Raw genomic sequence first — 16,486 nt, 5'->3', positions numbered from 1 at the left:
GCTATGCGACTAACATAAGAAATCCAACTTGCTTTTCAATTAGTCAAAGTTTGAATATGAAGGTGAGGAGGTGATGTATCGATGATATCTCTTGATGCTAGGATGGGGAGCTTGAAGCTGGGATGGCTATAAATAATCGCTGATAGTAGCGGACCGCTCTGGGGAGAAAGGTTTATATATCGCTAAACAACCTGAAGTGTATGGTTTGCCAAAAAGATTTCAATGATACAAGGAGCAATTTAAACCTCTTGATTGACACTTCTCCTGTTTGCCTTGACTGATGGGGGATCAAGGTTTCTGAGTGTTTAATCTTCTTCAAATTTACCATTCCAGAAATGATGAGATTTGGTGCAAAGGTATTGGCTGGAATATTAGCAATAATTGGGCTCATAACCGAAGTTCTCATCAATCGGAAGGGTGAGTTGACATCCCAGACACCTTTTCCGTAGAATAGATGAATCACACCTCGAGAGACAAGGCTAATGAGTTTACGTGAAAGGGGTTGAGATCGGTCTGATCGTCTTCCAATCAGGAAATCATACTCCTGACGACGACTCCACAAGTCACTAAAGTAGGCGGGTGATAATTCACCATCTGAATCTGTTTGAAAAATCCAGGTTTCTGAGAGGGAATGATTGTAGCCCATTAAAAGCGTTGGCCCATGGCCCTGGTTTTTAGAAGTATGAATGGTTAAGGATTCATACTTTGTGGATAATTCAGTCAAAACCTCAAGAGTCGTGTCGGTGGAACCGTCATTGTAGGCATGAATTGTATAACCGATACCAAGCTCATCCAGGCATGTGACCCAGGATTTTATCACATCTAAAATAACTTCAGCTTCATTGAAGATTGGAATCACGACGGAAAGTGTTTCGACCTGCTCGTCAATCATTTTGCTTGATCTCGAATGTGTTTATAGGTACGCAAGGCAGCAGCGATGGTCTTATCCATATCATAATACTTGTAGTCTCCCAAGCGGCCGCCCACCAGGAGCTTCCTCTGTTTGGAAACTTCTGCCTCGTACTTTTTCAAGATAGCACGGTTCGTTTCTCCGCCCACAGGGTAGAAGGGATCTTCGCCATTGCCACTATGCGAATACTCTTTAATGGTCAAGGTCTGATTCTCAGAATAGACTTTCTCAGGATGAAGATGCCTGGGCTCATGAATTCTGGTGTAGGGAATACTTTCTTCAGCATAATTCATCACTGAAGTCCCCTGAAAATCCTGAACACCGACGACTTGTTCCTCAAATAAAAGGGTTCGCCATTCCAAATGACCATGTCGATAGTCAAAAAGTCTATCAATAGGTCCAGTGTACACAACAAGAGTGTCACGGTCCAGTTTATGCCTGACAGAAAAAAAATCTGTATTCACGTCGACCCGTATCTTTGGGCTGGCCAAAAGTTTATCAAATATTGATGAATAACCCTTGAGTGGAATTCCTTGCCAGGGGTCGAAAAAGTAACTCTCATCATAATTTGTCCGAAAAGGCAATCGATTTAGCAGAGAAACTGGTAGACTTTTGGGCTCACATCCCCATTGTTTGGTTGTGTAGCCCTTTAGAAAAGCTTCGTACAATGGTAATCCCATCATACTTATTGCTTTTTCCTCAAAATTTCGTGGTTTTGTGATGCCTGACTTGTGTACTTCAGCTTTGATAAACTTGGAAACCTCAAATGGTTTTAAATTTATTCCATAGAAGCTGTTTATGGTTTCCAAATTTATTGGCATCTGGTACACCTTATTCTCATAGGTGGTAAGGACCTGATGATAATAGCCATTAAATTCTGTAAACCTGTTGACGTAATCCCAAACATCTCTATTGCTGGTATGAAATATATGAGTGCCATAACGATGGTAGTGGATACCAGTCTCGGGGTGGTCAACGGAATAACAATTGCCGCCAATATGGTCTCTTTTTTCAAGCACTAGTACTGGCTCACCGAGTTGGTTGGCAATACGTTCAGCTACAACGGCACCAAAAAACCCGCTGCCAACCACCACATATTTGTATTTCTCAAAACTCATATTTCTCCAGTTCGTTTACATAGATCTGAAAGTATGAGCGGTTCCCAAGCAAATGATAGCTCTCAGTGATAAAGTCATAGAGGTGACTTTTCTCCATAGGACCCTCCTTGCTGTTCCAGATAAAAATAGCTGGTGGCGTTTCCTCCAAATCTGCAAGGAGCCGTGAATTGAGAGCCTCTATTTGTTCATTATTTTTGTCCTTCAGTGGAAGGTTGTAGAATACACCTGAGGCAGATTTTCTTTGACTATAATAATACACACCGGACTCAGAACCCCAATAGTAAATCAGGTCATCGGGAGATGTAATAGCATTTATCTCATGACCAATTTCGCGGGCATCCAGGTACTGTCTACTATATTTTTTTAGGGACACTTCAATGGGATTAAGTTTAAAAAAATCAATTTGGAAATTTATCATCGTACCAAGTGTGCTCGCTAGCAGAACCGATCCGATTATGAGACGGGGCCATTTCCTGATCTTTATTTCATTAAAAACATAATAAATAAGAAGACTTGAATTCAGAACGAAAATCGGAATTAAAACTTGAAAATAGTGTGCGAAATTTTTTCCAAGGCTGCCTATTTCAAAAAGAACTCCTATGGTCACGAGTACAAAGAAATAATGAGGAACTTTCACACTTTTCGAGCGAGATCCGATAAATAACCAGGCATACCCCTGCAAAATCATGATCCAAATTCCAGTGAGGGATTGTGGAAATAAAAAATTGGGGTGGGTTAAAAAGGCCCAAATATTTCGAATTGAATTCCCTGCATACTGTCCATTGTACACAATAAGTATATCCCAGAAATCGTGAAATCGGCCCTGTAGAATAGCGTATCCAAACATTGAACCCCAAAGCAAGGGGACAGGGTATAAAAGCATGAGGCTTGAGAATAGCAAAGATCTGTAATTGAGCTCTTTCTCAACAGCATATTTCCTGATCAGAACATAAACAAGCATGGGGGCCAATACAAAAACAGCAACTGGCTTGAACATGGTTGCAATACCCATTGCCCACCCGGCGATGTGAATATGTCTGGTCTTGGGATTGGGGGTTTGCACCAGAGCCCAAATTGCAATCAGTGTAAAATAATTTATGAAGATTTCCGTGTTGGGCTGATTTGCCTGTAAAAAGATGGAGTTTGAAGCTAATGTATAATAAATCACACCAACAAGAGCTGCTTGCCAGCCAGTTATTTTGTCCAGTATGAGATAAATCTGGAATATTGATAAGATAGAAATCAAAGCCCATATAAAGGATATGGATTGCTGTCCGTACCCCCAAACAAGTTCAGCCAGGGCAAAAGTAATGTGGATACCAGGGGGTTTGTGATCCCATAGATCTGTATATAAGCTTTCTCCACTCAGAAGCGCATGGCCTATGTACCCATAGGTTGTTATATCTCTCTCCAGGGGTTCATCCATAGAATGCAGTGTAGATGCAAAAATGAAAACAATTGCAGAAATAAAAATAAGTGCAGAAATGAGGTTTCTATACTTGTCCAAGTGGAGCTCTCCCGGTAAAGATATTTAAAACGAATAAACCGATCTAAAATATCAATGTGACAGTGAAAAAATAGTGATACCTCAGGAATATAGGTACATGGCCAATGGGCTCCAAACACGCCAGACAGGTTTTTTATATAGATTTAACGCTTTGGAGCAAAGCGATTACCGCTGGGGGTTGCAATCAAAATCTACCCTTTGCGTTCTCTGCGCACTTCGCGGTTCAAAAAATTCGTAACATCGTTGTTTCGTTGTGAGCGTGCTAAAAACAAAAAATCCCACCAGAGGCAGGATTTTATTGCGGGACCGACCGGGATCGAACCGGCGACCTCCGGCTTGACAGGCCGGCGTTCTAACCAAGCTGAACTACGATCCCAAAGTATCAAAAATTTGTGGGGGACACCGCTTTCACACTTTAACCAAGCTGCCTGTCACGGCGAAGCTCGGAGAGCGAAGACGGAAACTACGATCCCAAAAATTTCAAATGGCTTAGTCTTTTTTCCTGTATAAGATTGACACTGGAATAATTACCAGATAACCGATGAGCAATACAATGGGTGAAACCGACAGCGCTTGTACACTGTTTAGTTCACCTGTACCCATCAAAACATATCCAAGAACAATGACAAAAAGCCCTGCTATGAAAAGAAAATAGTTTATTCGCGAAAAAGGTAACTCAGAGAGCCAGTGTTTGGTGCCGTTCTTACCTTCACTTATCATAGCGCGGCGAATATAGATGGTGACAAATAGGTGCGCAAATAAAAATCATTTAATTGTTTAAATATTTACACTCGTTGACATGACAAATGACCCCTTCTATATTGATAGACTTTAGAAAGGAAATTGTGCTTGAATAGGATTCTGCGCTACGCTCTCACAGCTCTTATTATTCTTAGTCTGGCGGGCATCACCAGTCTGTATATCATTTTTGATTCAAGACCGGGTAAAACTGATAATGAACTTGCCCAGATAATTATTCGTGATGGAAGCTCATTGAGCTCCATTGCACAGCAACTCTATGAGGCTGACATCATCTCCTCGCCAGAATCGTTCAAGGTCGCAGCAAAATTACTTAATCGAACACGAGCCATTTACCCTGGGGCTTATTCCATTCAAAAAGGTCTTTCCAATACTGAGGCCATAGAAGCACTGGCTCATGCAAAAGCAATTGAGATTACGGTTACCATTCCAGAAGGGTTGCGCTCAGATGAAATCATCGGACTTCTGAGTCGGCAGTTAAATCTGGATTCGCTCAAAATGATGGACCTTCTCACAGATTCTACCTTGATCAGCATAGCAGGGCATGGTTTTTCCCATCTGGAAGGTACTCTTTTTCCTGAGACCTATCGATTTCTTGAAAATAGCGATGAATTTATGGTGCTTGCAAAAATGGTCAGGCACTTTAAGGATAGTATTCAACCAGAAATGCTTGAAAAGGCAAACAGCATGGGGTTTGACCTTCAACGGCTGATTACGTTTGCCTCACTAGTTGAGAAAGAAACTGCCAGAGAAGATGAGCGCCGCTTGGTTTCCTCAGTCTATCACAATCGAATTCAGAAAAATATGCTTCTGGGTTGTGATCCAACGGTGATTTATATGCTGGTGCGACGGGGAGAATGGAATGGGAACCTTCAGCGGAAACATTTTTTAATCAATGATCCCTACAATAGTTATTTGAAGCGTGGGCTTCCCCCTGGTCCTATTGCCAATCCTGGATTGGCCAGCATCACTGCGGCACTCAACCCTGAAACAACTGATTTTTTATATTTTGTCGGAAAAAATGATGGCACTGGTGCTCACGATTTTTCTAAAACGCTTCGCGAACACAATAATAAAGTGAATCGCTATCAACGCCGGAGATCCAACAGATGAACAATGTCCTGGCTGGACTAAATCCTCAACAACAAGCTGCAGTTGAAGCCCTGGAAGGTCCGGTCCTTATTTTCGCTGGTGCCGGTAGTGGAAAAACCCGCGTGCTGACCCATCGTATAGCCAATATGATATATAGTGGGACTGCCCAGCCCCATGAAATTCTGTCCGTTACCTTCACCAATAAAGCCGCTGGGGAAATGCGTGAACGCATAAAACGTATGCTCGGTGAAGAGCGGTCCTATGTCAACATGGGTACTTTCCACTCCATTTGCGCCAGAATTCTTAGGCGAGAAGCACTCTATATCGGGTATGAGCAGAGTTTTAGCATTTATGATGATGAGGATGGTCAGAAAGTGGTCAAAAAGATCATGAAAGACCTTCAAATCTCAACTGATGTCATCAAACCCAATTCTGTGTTCTACAATATCAAGCAATTCAAATCGCAAATGATATTTCCGCCTGAGGCAACTGATTTGGCGATGTCTACTTTTGACGATACCGTTGCAAAAATCTATGGGATGTATCAATCCGAGCTCAAAAATAGCAGCGCCATGGATTTTGATGATCTTCTTTTGAAGCCTTTGGAATTATTTGAGAAGAACCCACATATCCTGAAAAAATATCAAGATCAATTCAAATTCATCATGGTGGATGAGTACCAGGATACAAACAAAGCACAATTCTTGTTTGTCGAGGCCCTCAGTCATGAGCACAAAAATTTATGTGTTGTGGGTGATGATGATCAATCCATTTATGGTTGGCGCGGAGCAGATATTGGAAATATTCTTGATTTTCAACAACATTTTCCCGGCGCACAGATTTTTAAGCTCGAGCAGAACTACCGATCCACCAAAACAATCCTGGCTGCGGCTTCTGCTGTGGTGAAGCTCAATGAAAAAAGAGCAGAAAAAGAATTATTCACTGAAAGTGGTGATGGCGATATCATCAAGGTATTGGAAGGACGAAATGAACTGGATGAGGGGCGCTTGATTGTTGATGAGATCCAATCAGTTTGTCGTCGCAATAAACATGGTTTTCAGGATATTGCCCTGCTCTATCGCACCAATGCTCAATCCCGCCCACTTGAAGATGTATTGCGCAGAAATGGGGTTCCCTATCAGATCATTGGAGGTACCAAATTTTATGACCGCATGGAAGTGAAGGATATCCTGGGATATTTCAGACTCATAGTAAACCCTTTGGATAATGTCAGTTTCATGAGGATTATCAACAAACCCACCCGAGGCATAGGGAAAACGAGCCAGGATGCCATCAATGCCTTTGCCGTCAATCAGGGTATTTCACTTTTTAGCGCTGCTACCCGTGCCCAGGAATACGGCTTGACCTCAAGAGCATTTAACAAGGTCATAGAGTTCGTCCAGTTGATTGGGAAGTATTCTGGTTTACTCAAAGAGTTGAATCTGGAAGAGTGGGCTCGTGTTTTTGTGGATGAGCTTGGAATTGTGAGGCAATACAAAGAGGAGGGGACGGCAGAGAGTGACATTCGTGCAGATAATATTTACGAATTGCTATCAGCTATTTCTGAATATGCTCAGCGAGCGGAAGAACCAAATTTGACAGGCTATATGGAAGAAGTCGCTCTTCTCACCGATATTGACAAGTTTAATCAAGATAAACAACAGGTCACTCTGATGACGCTGCATAGTGCCAAGGGACTTGAATTTCCTGTAGTATTTTTGACAGGAATGGAAGATGGACTCTTTCCATTACAGCGCTCAATTGATGACAATGAAGCTCTTGAAGAAGAACGAAGACTTTTTTATGTAGGCTTGACACGAGCCATGGAACGTGCATATTTAAGTGGTGCTCAAATGAGGCAGCGATATGGTGAGACGATGTATAGCCGTCCCTCACGATTTCTCGAAGAAATACCAGCTCATTTATTAGACTATTCAACAAGAAGTATCAGCGATTTTACCCGAGAGGAATATCGCAAGAAACCTGGAGTAAAAGTGACTCGAACCAAACCCACAAAACCTGCGCCAAAACAGACAACTGGTATGCGTCGGGCGATGGGAACCCTGAATCAGCATGAACCGGGGGTCTATGTGGCTGGGATGCAAGTTGGTCACAAGATCTTTGGGAAGGGAAAAATTCTTGTTGTTGATGGTACGGGTCCAGAAGCTAAAGTCACAGTGATGTTCCAGGGCAACGTTAAAAAGAAGTTGATTGCCAAGTTTGCCAATCTTGATGTTACCGATTAATTTTTTTGTCTCATTATTCCTAAAATACTAACTACATAGATTTATTCTACATTCCAGGGGGCATAACAGCTCCCTGATACAACATTACTCACACTTTAAATCTAAATGAGACTTATTTGCACTTGTGTAGATGAGATTCATTCTTATTTTCAAAATGAGAGGAGAATGGATCATGTCTGCAGCAAAAAATCAAGAATTAAAGCAAGTGCTCCGGGAGCATGAACTCAAAGCGACAACTCAACGCATTGCTCTGTTAAAATTACTAGACGCAACTCACGAACATTTTGATGCCGAAGAGATTTATCTTGAGCTTATCAAGAAACAAAAAAATGTTAGTCGAGCAACAGTATATCGTTCCCTTGAAGCTCTGGTTGATCAAAGTCTGGTCACCAGGTTGGATTTTGGGGACGGACGCATGCGATTTGAACGCAGCAAGGGTGAAGATGAGCACCATGATCATCTCATCTGTGAGGGGTGTGGCAAGGTCATAGAGTTTTTTAATCTGGAAATGGAAGCTCAGCAGCTATCTGTTTGTGAAGAAAATGATTTTACACCCTCAACGCATACCATGCACATTTTTGGAACCTGCTCTGATTGCAAGAAAACCAGTTAAATGAAGTATTATCATAGAGTGGTAAGTATGTAACATGCTGGAAACCTGCAATGTTTAATTTTAAGAAACCCCGTCACAGGCTGCCTATCTCAGATGAAAATGATTTACGACTCAGCGATTTAAAACCCGGTGAAAGGGGTCGCATTGTTGAAATTGGGGGGAGTGAAAATTTCCGACATCGTCTGATTGAAATGGGTATTACCCGTGACGCTGAAATATGTGTTGATAAATACGCACCCCTCCGTGATCCAATGGAACTCATCGTAAAAGGATATCACCTTTCTCTGCGAGGTATGGATGCACAAAAAATCAGTGTCAAGCGGATAGCCTAGGATGAATTTTAACATTGCAATAGCTGGCAATCCCAACTGTGGTAAAACCACGATCTTTAATGCACTGACAGGCGCAAGGCAGCGGGTCGGCAATTGGCCTGGTGTGACAGTTGAGAAAAAATCAGGACACTATAACTATTCAGACCTCAAATTTGATGTTATTGATCTCCCTGGTACATACTCTTTAGCGGCTTTCTCGGCCGAGGAAACTGTGGTTCGCCACTACCTTGAACAAGATGAAGCTCAAGTCGTTGTAAATATAATTGATGCCTCCAACCTCGAGCGTAATCTCTTTCTCACAACTCAACTTATAGAATTGGGCAAACCCCTGGTCATTGTTCTCAATATGATGGATATGGCACATGAGAAAGGTCTGCAAATAGATGCCGATACGCTGGCAATCCTTTTAGGTGCCCCAGTGGTTCCTGTAGTTGGGCGCACAGGTGAGGGTATTGACCTCCTCAAGGAGAAAATTTTACGGGTATGTACTGAAATATCCATGAAGTCTCGCCTCATTGACATTAGCTACCCCAGAGATATCGAATTAGAAATTCAAAAGCTCACTCCTCTGATTCAAAAAAATAATGTTACTGATAAGCATAGCCGATGGACCAGTATCAAACTGTTGGAATCGGATAAGCAAACGCGTGATGAAGTTCGGCTCCATCCTAATGGAACTGACATTCTCGATCAGGCCAGGGTCTCCATTGACAGGATTGAGGTATTATTCAAAGATACTGGGAGGGCAATTATTTCCCATGCGCGCTATGGGTTTATTCAAGGTGCACTGCGTGAGTGCGTGGTCGAAAGCATCATCGCTACTGCGGATTATAGCCGCCAGATAGATAGGGTGATCACCAATCGCTGGTTAGGTTTGCCTATTTTTGGTCTTTTCATGTGGCTCATGTTCAAACTGACCTATGATCTGGGGTCGATTCCCATGGACTGGATCGACTCTGGTCTTGTATGGCTCATGAATTTTATTTCCGGCCTCATGCCAGAAAGTATGTTTGCCAGTTTACTGGTGGATGGTGTCATCGGTGGCGTTGGTGCCATCGCTGTATTCTTACCTAACATTTTTATACTCTTTTTCATTATAGCTGTACTGGAAGATTCAGGGTACATGGCCAGGGTTGCTTTTATCATGGATAGGGTCATGCACAATATTGGGCTTCACGGGAAAGCATTCATCCCCATGATCATGGGGTTTGGTTGTAATGTCCCAGCGATTATGGGAACCCGCATCCTGGAGTCACGACGAGATAGAATTCTCACAGTCCTTATCAACCCCTTTATGAGTTGTTCTGCAAGATTGCCGGTTTATGTCCTTGTAGCTGGGGCCTTTTTTCCTGATAACGCTGCGACGGTAATTTTTTCCATGTATATATTGGGCATTGTCGCAGCTATAGCCAGTGGCAAGCTTTTCAGCCGAACCATTCTGAAGGGCATGTCTAAACCCTTTGTACTGGAGTTGCCACCCTATCAGCGTCCGACGCTGCGGTCGCTTATCCTGCATACCTGGGAACGAGGCTATCTGTTTATCCAGAAAATGGGTACTGTCATTCTGGTTGGATCTGTTATTATCTGGGTTCTGGGATACTTCCCTAGAGAAGTTGAGTTGGAAAGAGATTATCAGAAAGAAAGAATGACACTGACCCAAAATTATGATTTCCAATTGATCGACCTGGGATCAAAATTCAAAAAATCAGTTTTAAAGGACCGACGAGCATACCATTCTGAGATGGTGGACTATTCAGCCAGCGCAAGTTATCAGGAACTTCATCGTCAATTCCAGCTATTGCAGGAAGCGTTAGCTAGCGAGGAAACCAAGGAACTCAACAAGCTTCGCCAAGAGGAGATTGGGGATATTACTGAGCAAAAATGGATAGGACGCGTTGGGAAAATATTTGAGCCTATTGTCCGACCTCTTGGATTTACCTGGCGGGAAAGCGTGGCCCTTATTACAGGTTTTGTTGCCAAAGAAATTGTTGTTTCGACCTATGGTGTCCTGCTCGGTGTTGGTGAGGATGTTGATGAAGGCAGCCAGGGAGTGATCAGTGGTCTAAGGTCCTCTGGAATGACACCCCTTGTTGCACTGAGCTTTCTGGTATTCACGTTACTCTATACGCCCTGTCTGGCAACGGTAGCAGCTATTAAACGAGAAACCGGCACCTGGGCATATACCTTATTTTCAATTGCATATTCACTGGGGCTGGCATACACACTGGCCTTTGCTGTAACTTATTTTGGGGGGATGTTTAATTGGCTCAGTTGATTGACTTGTTAATGGTGACTTTGGCTGTTGGCATCGCCATATGGTTTACTGTGAAGTATTTCTATAATCTGGGGAAAGCTCCCAAAGGCGAGTCTGTCAGTTGCTCAGGCTGTAATTCTGGCTGCCATGATGATATTCCCGAAAATCCATCCCTGGGATTGCTCAGAAAAAATAAATAAAGCTAATCAGCTTAGTACTTATGCGCTCCCATCCCTAGATAATCATCTATCTGATGGGCAACTTCCTTGATTAATTTTGTACGTTCTCGGTGCTCAAGAAAAGCGCTTTTAAATCCGCTGATAATAAAATCCTTAAAATCTTCCATATTGAAATTAAAGGTTTTGTGGGCCAGCATATACTCATCTACCAATGTAACACCGCTAATGAGCCTATTGTCCGTATTCAAACTCAGTCTCAAACCGTAGTCATGGTAAAACTTGAGGGGATGATTACCAACTTTGCCAATAGTGCCAGTTTGAAAGTTTGAGGTAAGACAAACTTCAAGACAAATACGGTGGTCATTAATGTAATTCATAAGGTCACCATCTTCTCTCAGACGGGTACCATGTCCAATACGATTTGCTCCACAATAGTGGATGGCCTGATGGATTGACTGGGGCCCGTAGGCTTCTCCTGCATGGAGGGTTACGTTAACATTGTTATTGCGAATCAGATAGAAGGCTTCAAGATGATCCTTTGCAGGAAAATTTTCTTCTGCCCCAGCAAGGTCGTATCCCACAACACCCCTGTACTTATAGGCGATGGCGAGTTCTGCGAGCTCAATAGATGATTCAATAGAAAAATTCCTGATTCCACAAATGATGACCCCGGTACTGATATTGAATTCATGTTCAGCATCCCGTAGACCCTTGATTACTGCATCCAGTGATTCCATGGGGGTCATACCCTTGTCTTTGTGCAGAATAGGGGAGTATCTCACTTCCAGATGTCGCACATTCTCAGCTGCTGCATCTTCGGCCAGCTCAAAAGCAGCACGTTCCAATGCCTCAGGGGTTTGGAGGACGGCCAGGGTAAATTGGAATTTTTCAATGTACTCTTCCAGACTCTTGACTCGGTTTTGGACAACCACTGCCTTTTTAAGACCATCCAGATCTTTGGCAGGTAATTCAACCTTATCTTTCTGAGCCAAATCCAGCATGGTTTCCAATCTCAGGGAGCCATCAAGGTGACAGTGAAGTTCTGGCTTGGGAAGCTCAATTAAGAAATCTCTTCGAACCGGTTTCATCAATTTTCTCCGACTTGTGTTCTATCAGTTTTTAAGGTAGTGAGGAACCAGATGGCGATGGCAATCACAAGGATAGGTCCAAGCCAGCCAAAACCACCATAGTTGGGCCACCAATCTTTATCGGCAGTTAGGAAGATTGGCAATGCTACCAGAATACCCATAATGGCTTCGCCAGTGATCATTCCAGCTGCCAGTAGTAAACCCTTTTTCCTCGTAGCATCAGATGCACCCATCTTGTCACCAAAATGAGCTAACATTCCTCCGATGAAAATAGGCGTAGTCAGGGAAATGGGCAGGTATATACCCACGGCCACAGCCAGAATTGGAATTCTAAATTCGGAGCCCTTGCGTTCTTGGCGAATATCAAGGGCAATGATAATGACACCAATGATGGCGCCCATGATTACCATATCCCAGGGTAAATTCCCCTGAAAAACACCCTCTGCCACAGCCTTCATTAAGGTGGCTTGAGGTGCCGAAAGGGTGGGGGAGCCAATGGTATATGCCGTGTGCAGAATGTCCAACACAAGCCCAAGTACTATAGCTGCGCTTAAAACCCCAATGACCTGCATTATTTGCTGCTTCCACGGTGTTGCACCAACGATATGTCCAGTTTTTAAATCCTGAAGGTTGTCACCTCCAATGGCAGCCGCATTACAGACGACGGCGCCGACCATAATGGCCGCTGCGGCCCCTTGCAGAGATCCTGCACCCAGAATAGCCAGGAGCAGGAGTGAAGCAAAAAGGACAGTGGCTACCGTAACTCCTGAAATGGGGTTATTTGATGAACCCACCACACCTGCCATGTAGGCAGCTACAGCTGAGAAGAAAAAGCCAAAGACCATCATGATGATGGTTATTAAAACAGCCAGCTGGGGGGTAGGAAGAATATCATTATAAATAATAAAGACGGGAATCATAAGTACGAGCAGTGCAATCCCCACATATTTAATGGGAATGTCTTGTTCTTCTCGCGGCACGACTTCACCACTCTGAACTTTACTGTAAGCTCTTAAACTTGCCTGTATTCCAATCATGAGGGGCTTGAAGAGCTTGATTAAGGACCAAATCCCACCAACGACCATAGCACCTACACCAAGATATCGGATTTCTGTATCCCATATGGTGTTTGCAGCGTCCAGAGCGTTGCCTTCGTAGCCATGAATAGCAGTGTAAATAGGAATTGCAAAGAACCACGAGATGAGCCCCCCTGAAAATACAAGTATACTAATATTTCTACCGACGATGTATCCTACGGAAATCAAGGCTGGTGACAAATCCATTCCAAAACCGAAAACTGAACGTCCTAAATGAGTGGCCCCTTCCAGGGCAGAATGCCACAAAGCGAATCCTTGTTGCCCCAATTTCATAAGTGCGGCAGTTACACTGGCCATGGTGAGCAATCGTAGCCCCCCCTGAACCTCATCCTCAGCGCTTCCACTTTTAGCATTCCCAGCCTCAAGCACTGCTGCCGTGGCCACCCCTTCAGGATAAGTCAGTTTGGCTTCCACGATGAGGGCGCGCCGTAGCGGGATAGTGAATAAGACACCAATTAATCCACCCACACTGGCGATTTTAGCAACCTCCAAATAATTGAAAGTTTCCCAATAGCCCATGAGCAGTAGAGCAGGGATAGTGAAGATGACACCAGCTGCAAGGGACTCACCTGCAGAGGCGGCGGTTTGGACAATGTTATCTTCAAGAATATTATGATTTTTGAATAAACTCAAAACACCCATACTGATCACAGCTGCTGGAATAGAAGCGGAGGCTGTCATGCCAGCGAAAAGACCCAGGTAGGCATTGGCGCCAGCCAGGACCATGGATAGTATTATGCCGAGGAAAACTGCTTTAACTGTAATTTCAGGTAATGGCTTACTCACGATATCCCTTTCTTATCTTGATGTGACCGCAAAGATAAGGGAGATTAAAAAGGGGGAAAGTGCTATTTATTTCGAATGATTAAGGGAATATCAGACTGAATTGGCAACATTGTTCGAAAATTCGGCCCTTAGTGTATCAAAATAAGTTTGCCACTTGAGGCTGATTTCTCGCGGGGGAAGTTTAAAGCTGTGTCTTATACCTCCTACCCCAATAGAAACTGCATTGAAGTAATCCATGGTGAATATTGTGATATTTGCCAGGGACCAGGACTGGATTTGATTCTGTTTGTCAGACAGTACGACTCTCTGGTTTGAGAGCGTTAAGCTCAGGTCATTACCCTCAAGTACAGCTTCTTCACTTTCATATTTTACAATTGGAGTATGAAGCTGAATAATTTCATCCTTCTCAAGGGTAAAAGGAAGATCAAGATTGAGGGGATATCCTAAAATATCCGCTTCGATCTGTTTAATCCATTGAATGCTGGAGAGAGGCTGGGTTTCGGTGGAAGTGTTAAATGTATAATCATCAGCCACCTGCCACTCCGTACCACAGCTATTGCACCTGAGGTTTTGGCCAGAAGTTACCTCGATTGAATTGCGCGTACGACATTTAATACAGGCCCATAATAAATGTTCCATCCCACGAGTAATTGTCCTGCTTTTTACCCTGCGAAAGATTTTTTCCTCTGCAAAGATGTTGGCTTTTATTTGATTCTCTAATTCATTCAAATCAGACTGAGCCTCAAGTGGAATAATGGGCTTGAAGGAAACTCTGACCTTTCCCCGTCTGCGATTTGGTGCCCACCTGGGCCATATTTCATAGGCCCCATCAAGATGAACTGGTAAAATGGGTACTTTACAGTGTTGAATAAGTTTTAGAGTTTCTTTGAGGATTGGCAGGGGAGAGCCATCAAGAGATCTACCCCCCTCGGGGAAAATACAAACAACCTGCCCCTTGCTTATCATCCTAATCATGGTGCGAATAGATGTTAAGTCCTGCTTATGTCTATGCATTGGAAAGCTGCCAGTCCCTTTGAGTAAAAAACGCATCAGAGGTGTTGTGAAAACGTCAGCCGTGGTCACAAATTTTATCTCGTAAGGTATGAAAATGGCAAATAGAAATGGATCCAGATAGCATTCATGATTGGATACAACGAGAAATGGTCGGTTATGAGGAATGTTTTCAGTACCCTCTACCTTAATTCTGTACCAGAAGCGAATAAATAGCATGCCAATGAGCCATACAAGTTGTGGCCGAAAACCTACCTGGAGATTATCTGCGACCTTTACTTTCCAATACCAGAATGGTGTATTCTTTTTATACACCAGATAAGATTCACCCAGGGATCGGGAAAGAAGAGGCTCTTGATACATCAGGAGCCATAAAAAGTAAATCAAAGGAAAAATCAGGGACAGGATCAAGGTTTGCCAGGTAAGTCCTATGAATATGAGAAAAACTCCAGCTTGATAGATGGAGAAAAACCAGGTAAATGGATGTCGGGTTCTGGCATAAAAGCCCACATCTACCAAACGGGATATTTTTGTAGAGAAGTGAAGATTGCCATTTCCAAATCTTAGAATTAAAAGATCGGCAAGCATCATTCCATGTAAACCGATTAAAATTAAAAGTGTACCCAGCCAGAAACTCACAGGTCCCGCAGTATGATGGGGTAATGATACAGTTGAGGTGTATAGAACAAGGGGAAGTATGGACAATTTAATGACCAATCCCAAGAAGTTGCGCAATATCTTTAGTCCATTTTTCACAGCCAGCATTTTAATAGAAATTCTAGACCCCTGTTATAGAATAAAGCTTAGGAATTTATTTCAGATTACACTGGTTATGACCTTGCCCTCATAATGGACATCGAATATATTCGGGCTTGCGTTATTGAACTCGGAACTGGTCTTTGTGGTTTAAAGACGTCGAATAGAGTGAAAAGCACTAAATATTTTTGTGCAAGTGGGAATCCCATCAAATGAAATTTGAGACAGAATTTAAAAATGATACTCTCATCGTGAGAGTCCAGAATACAACCTTTGATATCCGTGGAGTAAAGGCCTTTAAGCGTGACATTTTTATGGCCATTGCAGAATCGGACTTCAAAAATATCATTATCAACATGGAAAATGTCAGAATGGTTGACAGTACCGGTCTGGGTGGATTGCTATTTGCGAAACGCCAGGCAACAATTAAAGGCGGTGAATGCTTTCTGGTTAAACCGCAGGCAAAAATTGCCTCTCTCATCAAAATATCCAAGCTGGATGATGTGTTCACTATTGTTGATGACGAAGAGACCGCACTAAAAAAATAGACTTACAAGTTTATGGATAAAAAAAAGCGACCGTGGTCGCTTTTTTTTGGTGTGTGCCGTGCATGGTTAATAACTAGGTGGTGCAAGTCCACTGTGGAGGATTGTAGTTTCCAACCACTAGTCGAGAGCAAGGGTGTCGTGGGTGACTGCGAATCTGAAGGAAGCTTAAGGCAAATCTCCGAACTGAGGA

The 16,486-nt window shown here is 43.1% G+C and carries 14 protein-coding genes and 1 tRNA gene; 7 read left to right on the top strand and 8 right to left on the bottom strand.

Annotated features, from left to right (window positions below):
* Positions 1-172: 172 nt before the first annotated feature.
* The 5 genes from ISR87_02080 to ISR87_02060 form a co-directional block, all read right to left on the bottom strand.
* Positions 173-892 (bottom strand): glycosyltransferase family 2 protein, encoded by a 720-nt coding sequence (locus ISR87_02080; GenBank protein ID MBL7024217.1) that lies wholly within the window; start codon positions 890-892, stop codon positions 173-175.
* The gene (gene glf / locus ISR87_02075) at positions 889-2,028 is read right to left on the bottom strand and encodes a UDP-galactopyranose mutase (protein MBL7024216.1); all 1,140 of its coding nucleotides are present in this window, start codon (positions 2,026-2,028) and stop codon (positions 889-891) included. The genes ISR87_02080 and glf overlap by 4 nt, the downstream gene beginning before the upstream one ends.
* Positions 2,018-3,535, bottom strand: coding sequence for a glycosyltransferase family 39 protein (locus tag ISR87_02070; protein MBL7024215.1), 1,518 nt, complete (start codon positions 3,533-3,535; stop codon positions 2,018-2,020). The genes glf and ISR87_02070 overlap by 11 nt, the downstream gene beginning before the upstream one ends.
* Positions 3,536-3,836: 301 nt before the next feature.
* Positions 3,837-3,911: transfer RNA gene (locus ISR87_02065), tRNA-Asp, on the bottom strand.
* Between the two features lie 113 nt (positions 3,912-4,024).
* The gene (locus ISR87_02060; GenBank protein MBL7024214.1) at positions 4,025-4,255 is read right to left on the bottom strand and encodes a DUF3098 domain-containing protein; all 231 of its coding nucleotides are present in this window, start codon (positions 4,253-4,255) and stop codon (positions 4,025-4,027) included.
* A gap of 129 nt (positions 4,256-4,384) precedes the next feature.
* On the opposite strand from ISR87_02060, the gene mltG reads away from it, so the two are divergent.
* From mltG to ISR87_02030, 6 genes are all read left to right on the top strand, one after another.
* Positions 4,385-5,407: an endolytic transglycosylase MltG gene (mltG, locus tag ISR87_02055; protein MBL7024213.1), complete on the top strand. Its 1,023-nt coding sequence runs from the start codon at positions 4,385-4,387 to the stop codon at positions 5,405-5,407.
* On the top strand, positions 5,404-7,632 hold the full coding sequence (locus ISR87_02050) for a UvrD-helicase domain-containing protein (protein ID MBL7024212.1): 2,229 nt from the start codon (positions 5,404-5,406) through the stop codon (positions 7,630-7,632). Before mltG ends, ISR87_02050 begins: the two co-directional genes overlap by 4 nt.
* A 172-nt stretch (positions 7,633-7,804) precedes the next feature.
* Entirely contained in the window at positions 7,805-8,245 is a 441-nt protein-coding gene (locus ISR87_02045) for a transcriptional repressor (GenBank protein MBL7024211.1), read from the top strand.
* Positions 8,246-8,295: 50 nt separating this feature from the next.
* A complete protein-coding gene (locus ISR87_02040; protein ID MBL7024210.1) occupies positions 8,296-8,577 on the top strand; it encodes a ferrous iron transport protein A in 282 nt (93 codons plus the stop codon).
* A gap of 1 nt (position 8,578) precedes the next feature.
* On the top strand, positions 8,579-10,852 hold the full coding sequence (feoB, locus tag ISR87_02035) for a ferrous iron transport protein B (protein MBL7024209.1): 2,274 nt from the start codon (positions 8,579-8,581) through the stop codon (positions 10,850-10,852).
* On the top strand, positions 10,840-11,031 hold the full coding sequence (locus ISR87_02030) for a hypothetical protein (GenBank protein ID MBL7024208.1): 192 nt from the start codon (positions 10,840-10,842) through the stop codon (positions 11,029-11,031). The genes feoB and ISR87_02030 overlap by 13 nt, the downstream gene beginning before the upstream one ends.
* An 11-nt stretch (positions 11,032-11,042) precedes the next feature.
* Here the strand turns inward: ISR87_02030 and add are convergent, their stop codons facing one another.
* From add to ISR87_02015, 3 genes are all read right to left on the bottom strand, one after another.
* Positions 11,043-12,098, bottom strand: coding sequence for an adenosine deaminase (add, locus tag ISR87_02025; GenBank protein ID MBL7024207.1), 1,056 nt, complete (start codon positions 12,096-12,098; stop codon positions 11,043-11,045).
* Entirely contained in the window at positions 12,098-13,984 is a 1,887-nt protein-coding gene (locus ISR87_02020) for an oligopeptide transporter, OPT family (protein MBL7024206.1), read from the bottom strand. Before ISR87_02020 ends, add begins: the two co-directional genes overlap by 1 nt.
* 87 nt (positions 13,985-14,071) lie before the next feature.
* The gene (locus tag ISR87_02015; GenBank protein ID MBL7024205.1) at positions 14,072-15,727 is read right to left on the bottom strand and encodes a 1-acyl-sn-glycerol-3-phosphate acyltransferase; all 1,656 of its coding nucleotides are present in this window, start codon (positions 15,725-15,727) and stop codon (positions 14,072-14,074) included.
* 233 nt (positions 15,728-15,960) lie between these two features.
* Between ISR87_02015 and ISR87_02010 the strand changes: the two genes are divergently transcribed.
* On the top strand, positions 15,961-16,296 hold the full coding sequence (locus tag ISR87_02010) for an anti-sigma factor antagonist (protein ID MBL7024204.1): 336 nt from the start codon (positions 15,961-15,963) through the stop codon (positions 16,294-16,296).
* The last annotated feature ends 190 nt before the right edge of the window (positions 16,297-16,486 follow it).

Source organism: Candidatus Neomarinimicrobiota bacterium (assembly GCA_016784545.1).
Taxonomy (GTDB): Bacteria; Fidelibacterota; UBA8477; order UBA8477; family JABMPR01; genus JABMPR01.
This window is presented reverse-complemented; position numbering and strand designations above follow the sequence as displayed.

What these genes read in the sequence shown, in the direction of transcription:
- ISR87_02010 (MBL7024204.1), top strand. Translation starts at nt 15,961, where the DNA reads ATGAAATTTGAGACAGAATTTAAAAATGATACTCTCATCGTGAGAGTC.
- feoB (MBL7024209.1), top strand. Translation starts at nt 8,579, where the DNA reads ATGAATTTTAACATTGCAATAGCTGGCAATCCCAACTGTGGTAAAACC.
- ISR87_02045 (MBL7024211.1), top strand. Translation starts at nt 7,805, where the DNA reads ATGTCTGCAGCAAAAAATCAAGAATTAAAGCAAGTGCTCCGGGAGCAT.
- ISR87_02050 (MBL7024212.1), top strand. Translation starts at nt 5,404, where the DNA reads ATGAACAATGTCCTGGCTGGACTAAATCCTCAACAACAAGCTGCAGTT.
- add (MBL7024207.1), bottom strand. Translation starts at nt 12,098, where the DNA reads ATGAAACCGGTTCGAAGAGATTTCTTAATTGAGCTTCCCAAGCCAGAA.
- ISR87_02040 (MBL7024210.1), top strand. Translation starts at nt 8,296, where the DNA reads ATGTTTAATTTTAAGAAACCCCGTCACAGGCTGCCTATCTCAGATGAA.
- ISR87_02060 (MBL7024214.1), bottom strand. Translation starts at nt 4,255, where the DNA reads ATGATAAGTGAAGGTAAGAACGGCACCAAACACTGGCTCTCTGAGTTA.
- glf (MBL7024216.1), bottom strand. Translation starts at nt 2,028, where the DNA reads ATGAGTTTTGAGAAATACAAATATGTGGTGGTTGGCAGCGGGTTTTTT.
- ISR87_02080 (MBL7024217.1), bottom strand. Translation starts at nt 892, where the DNA reads ATGATTGACGAGCAGGTCGAAACACTTTCCGTCGTGATTCCAATCTTC.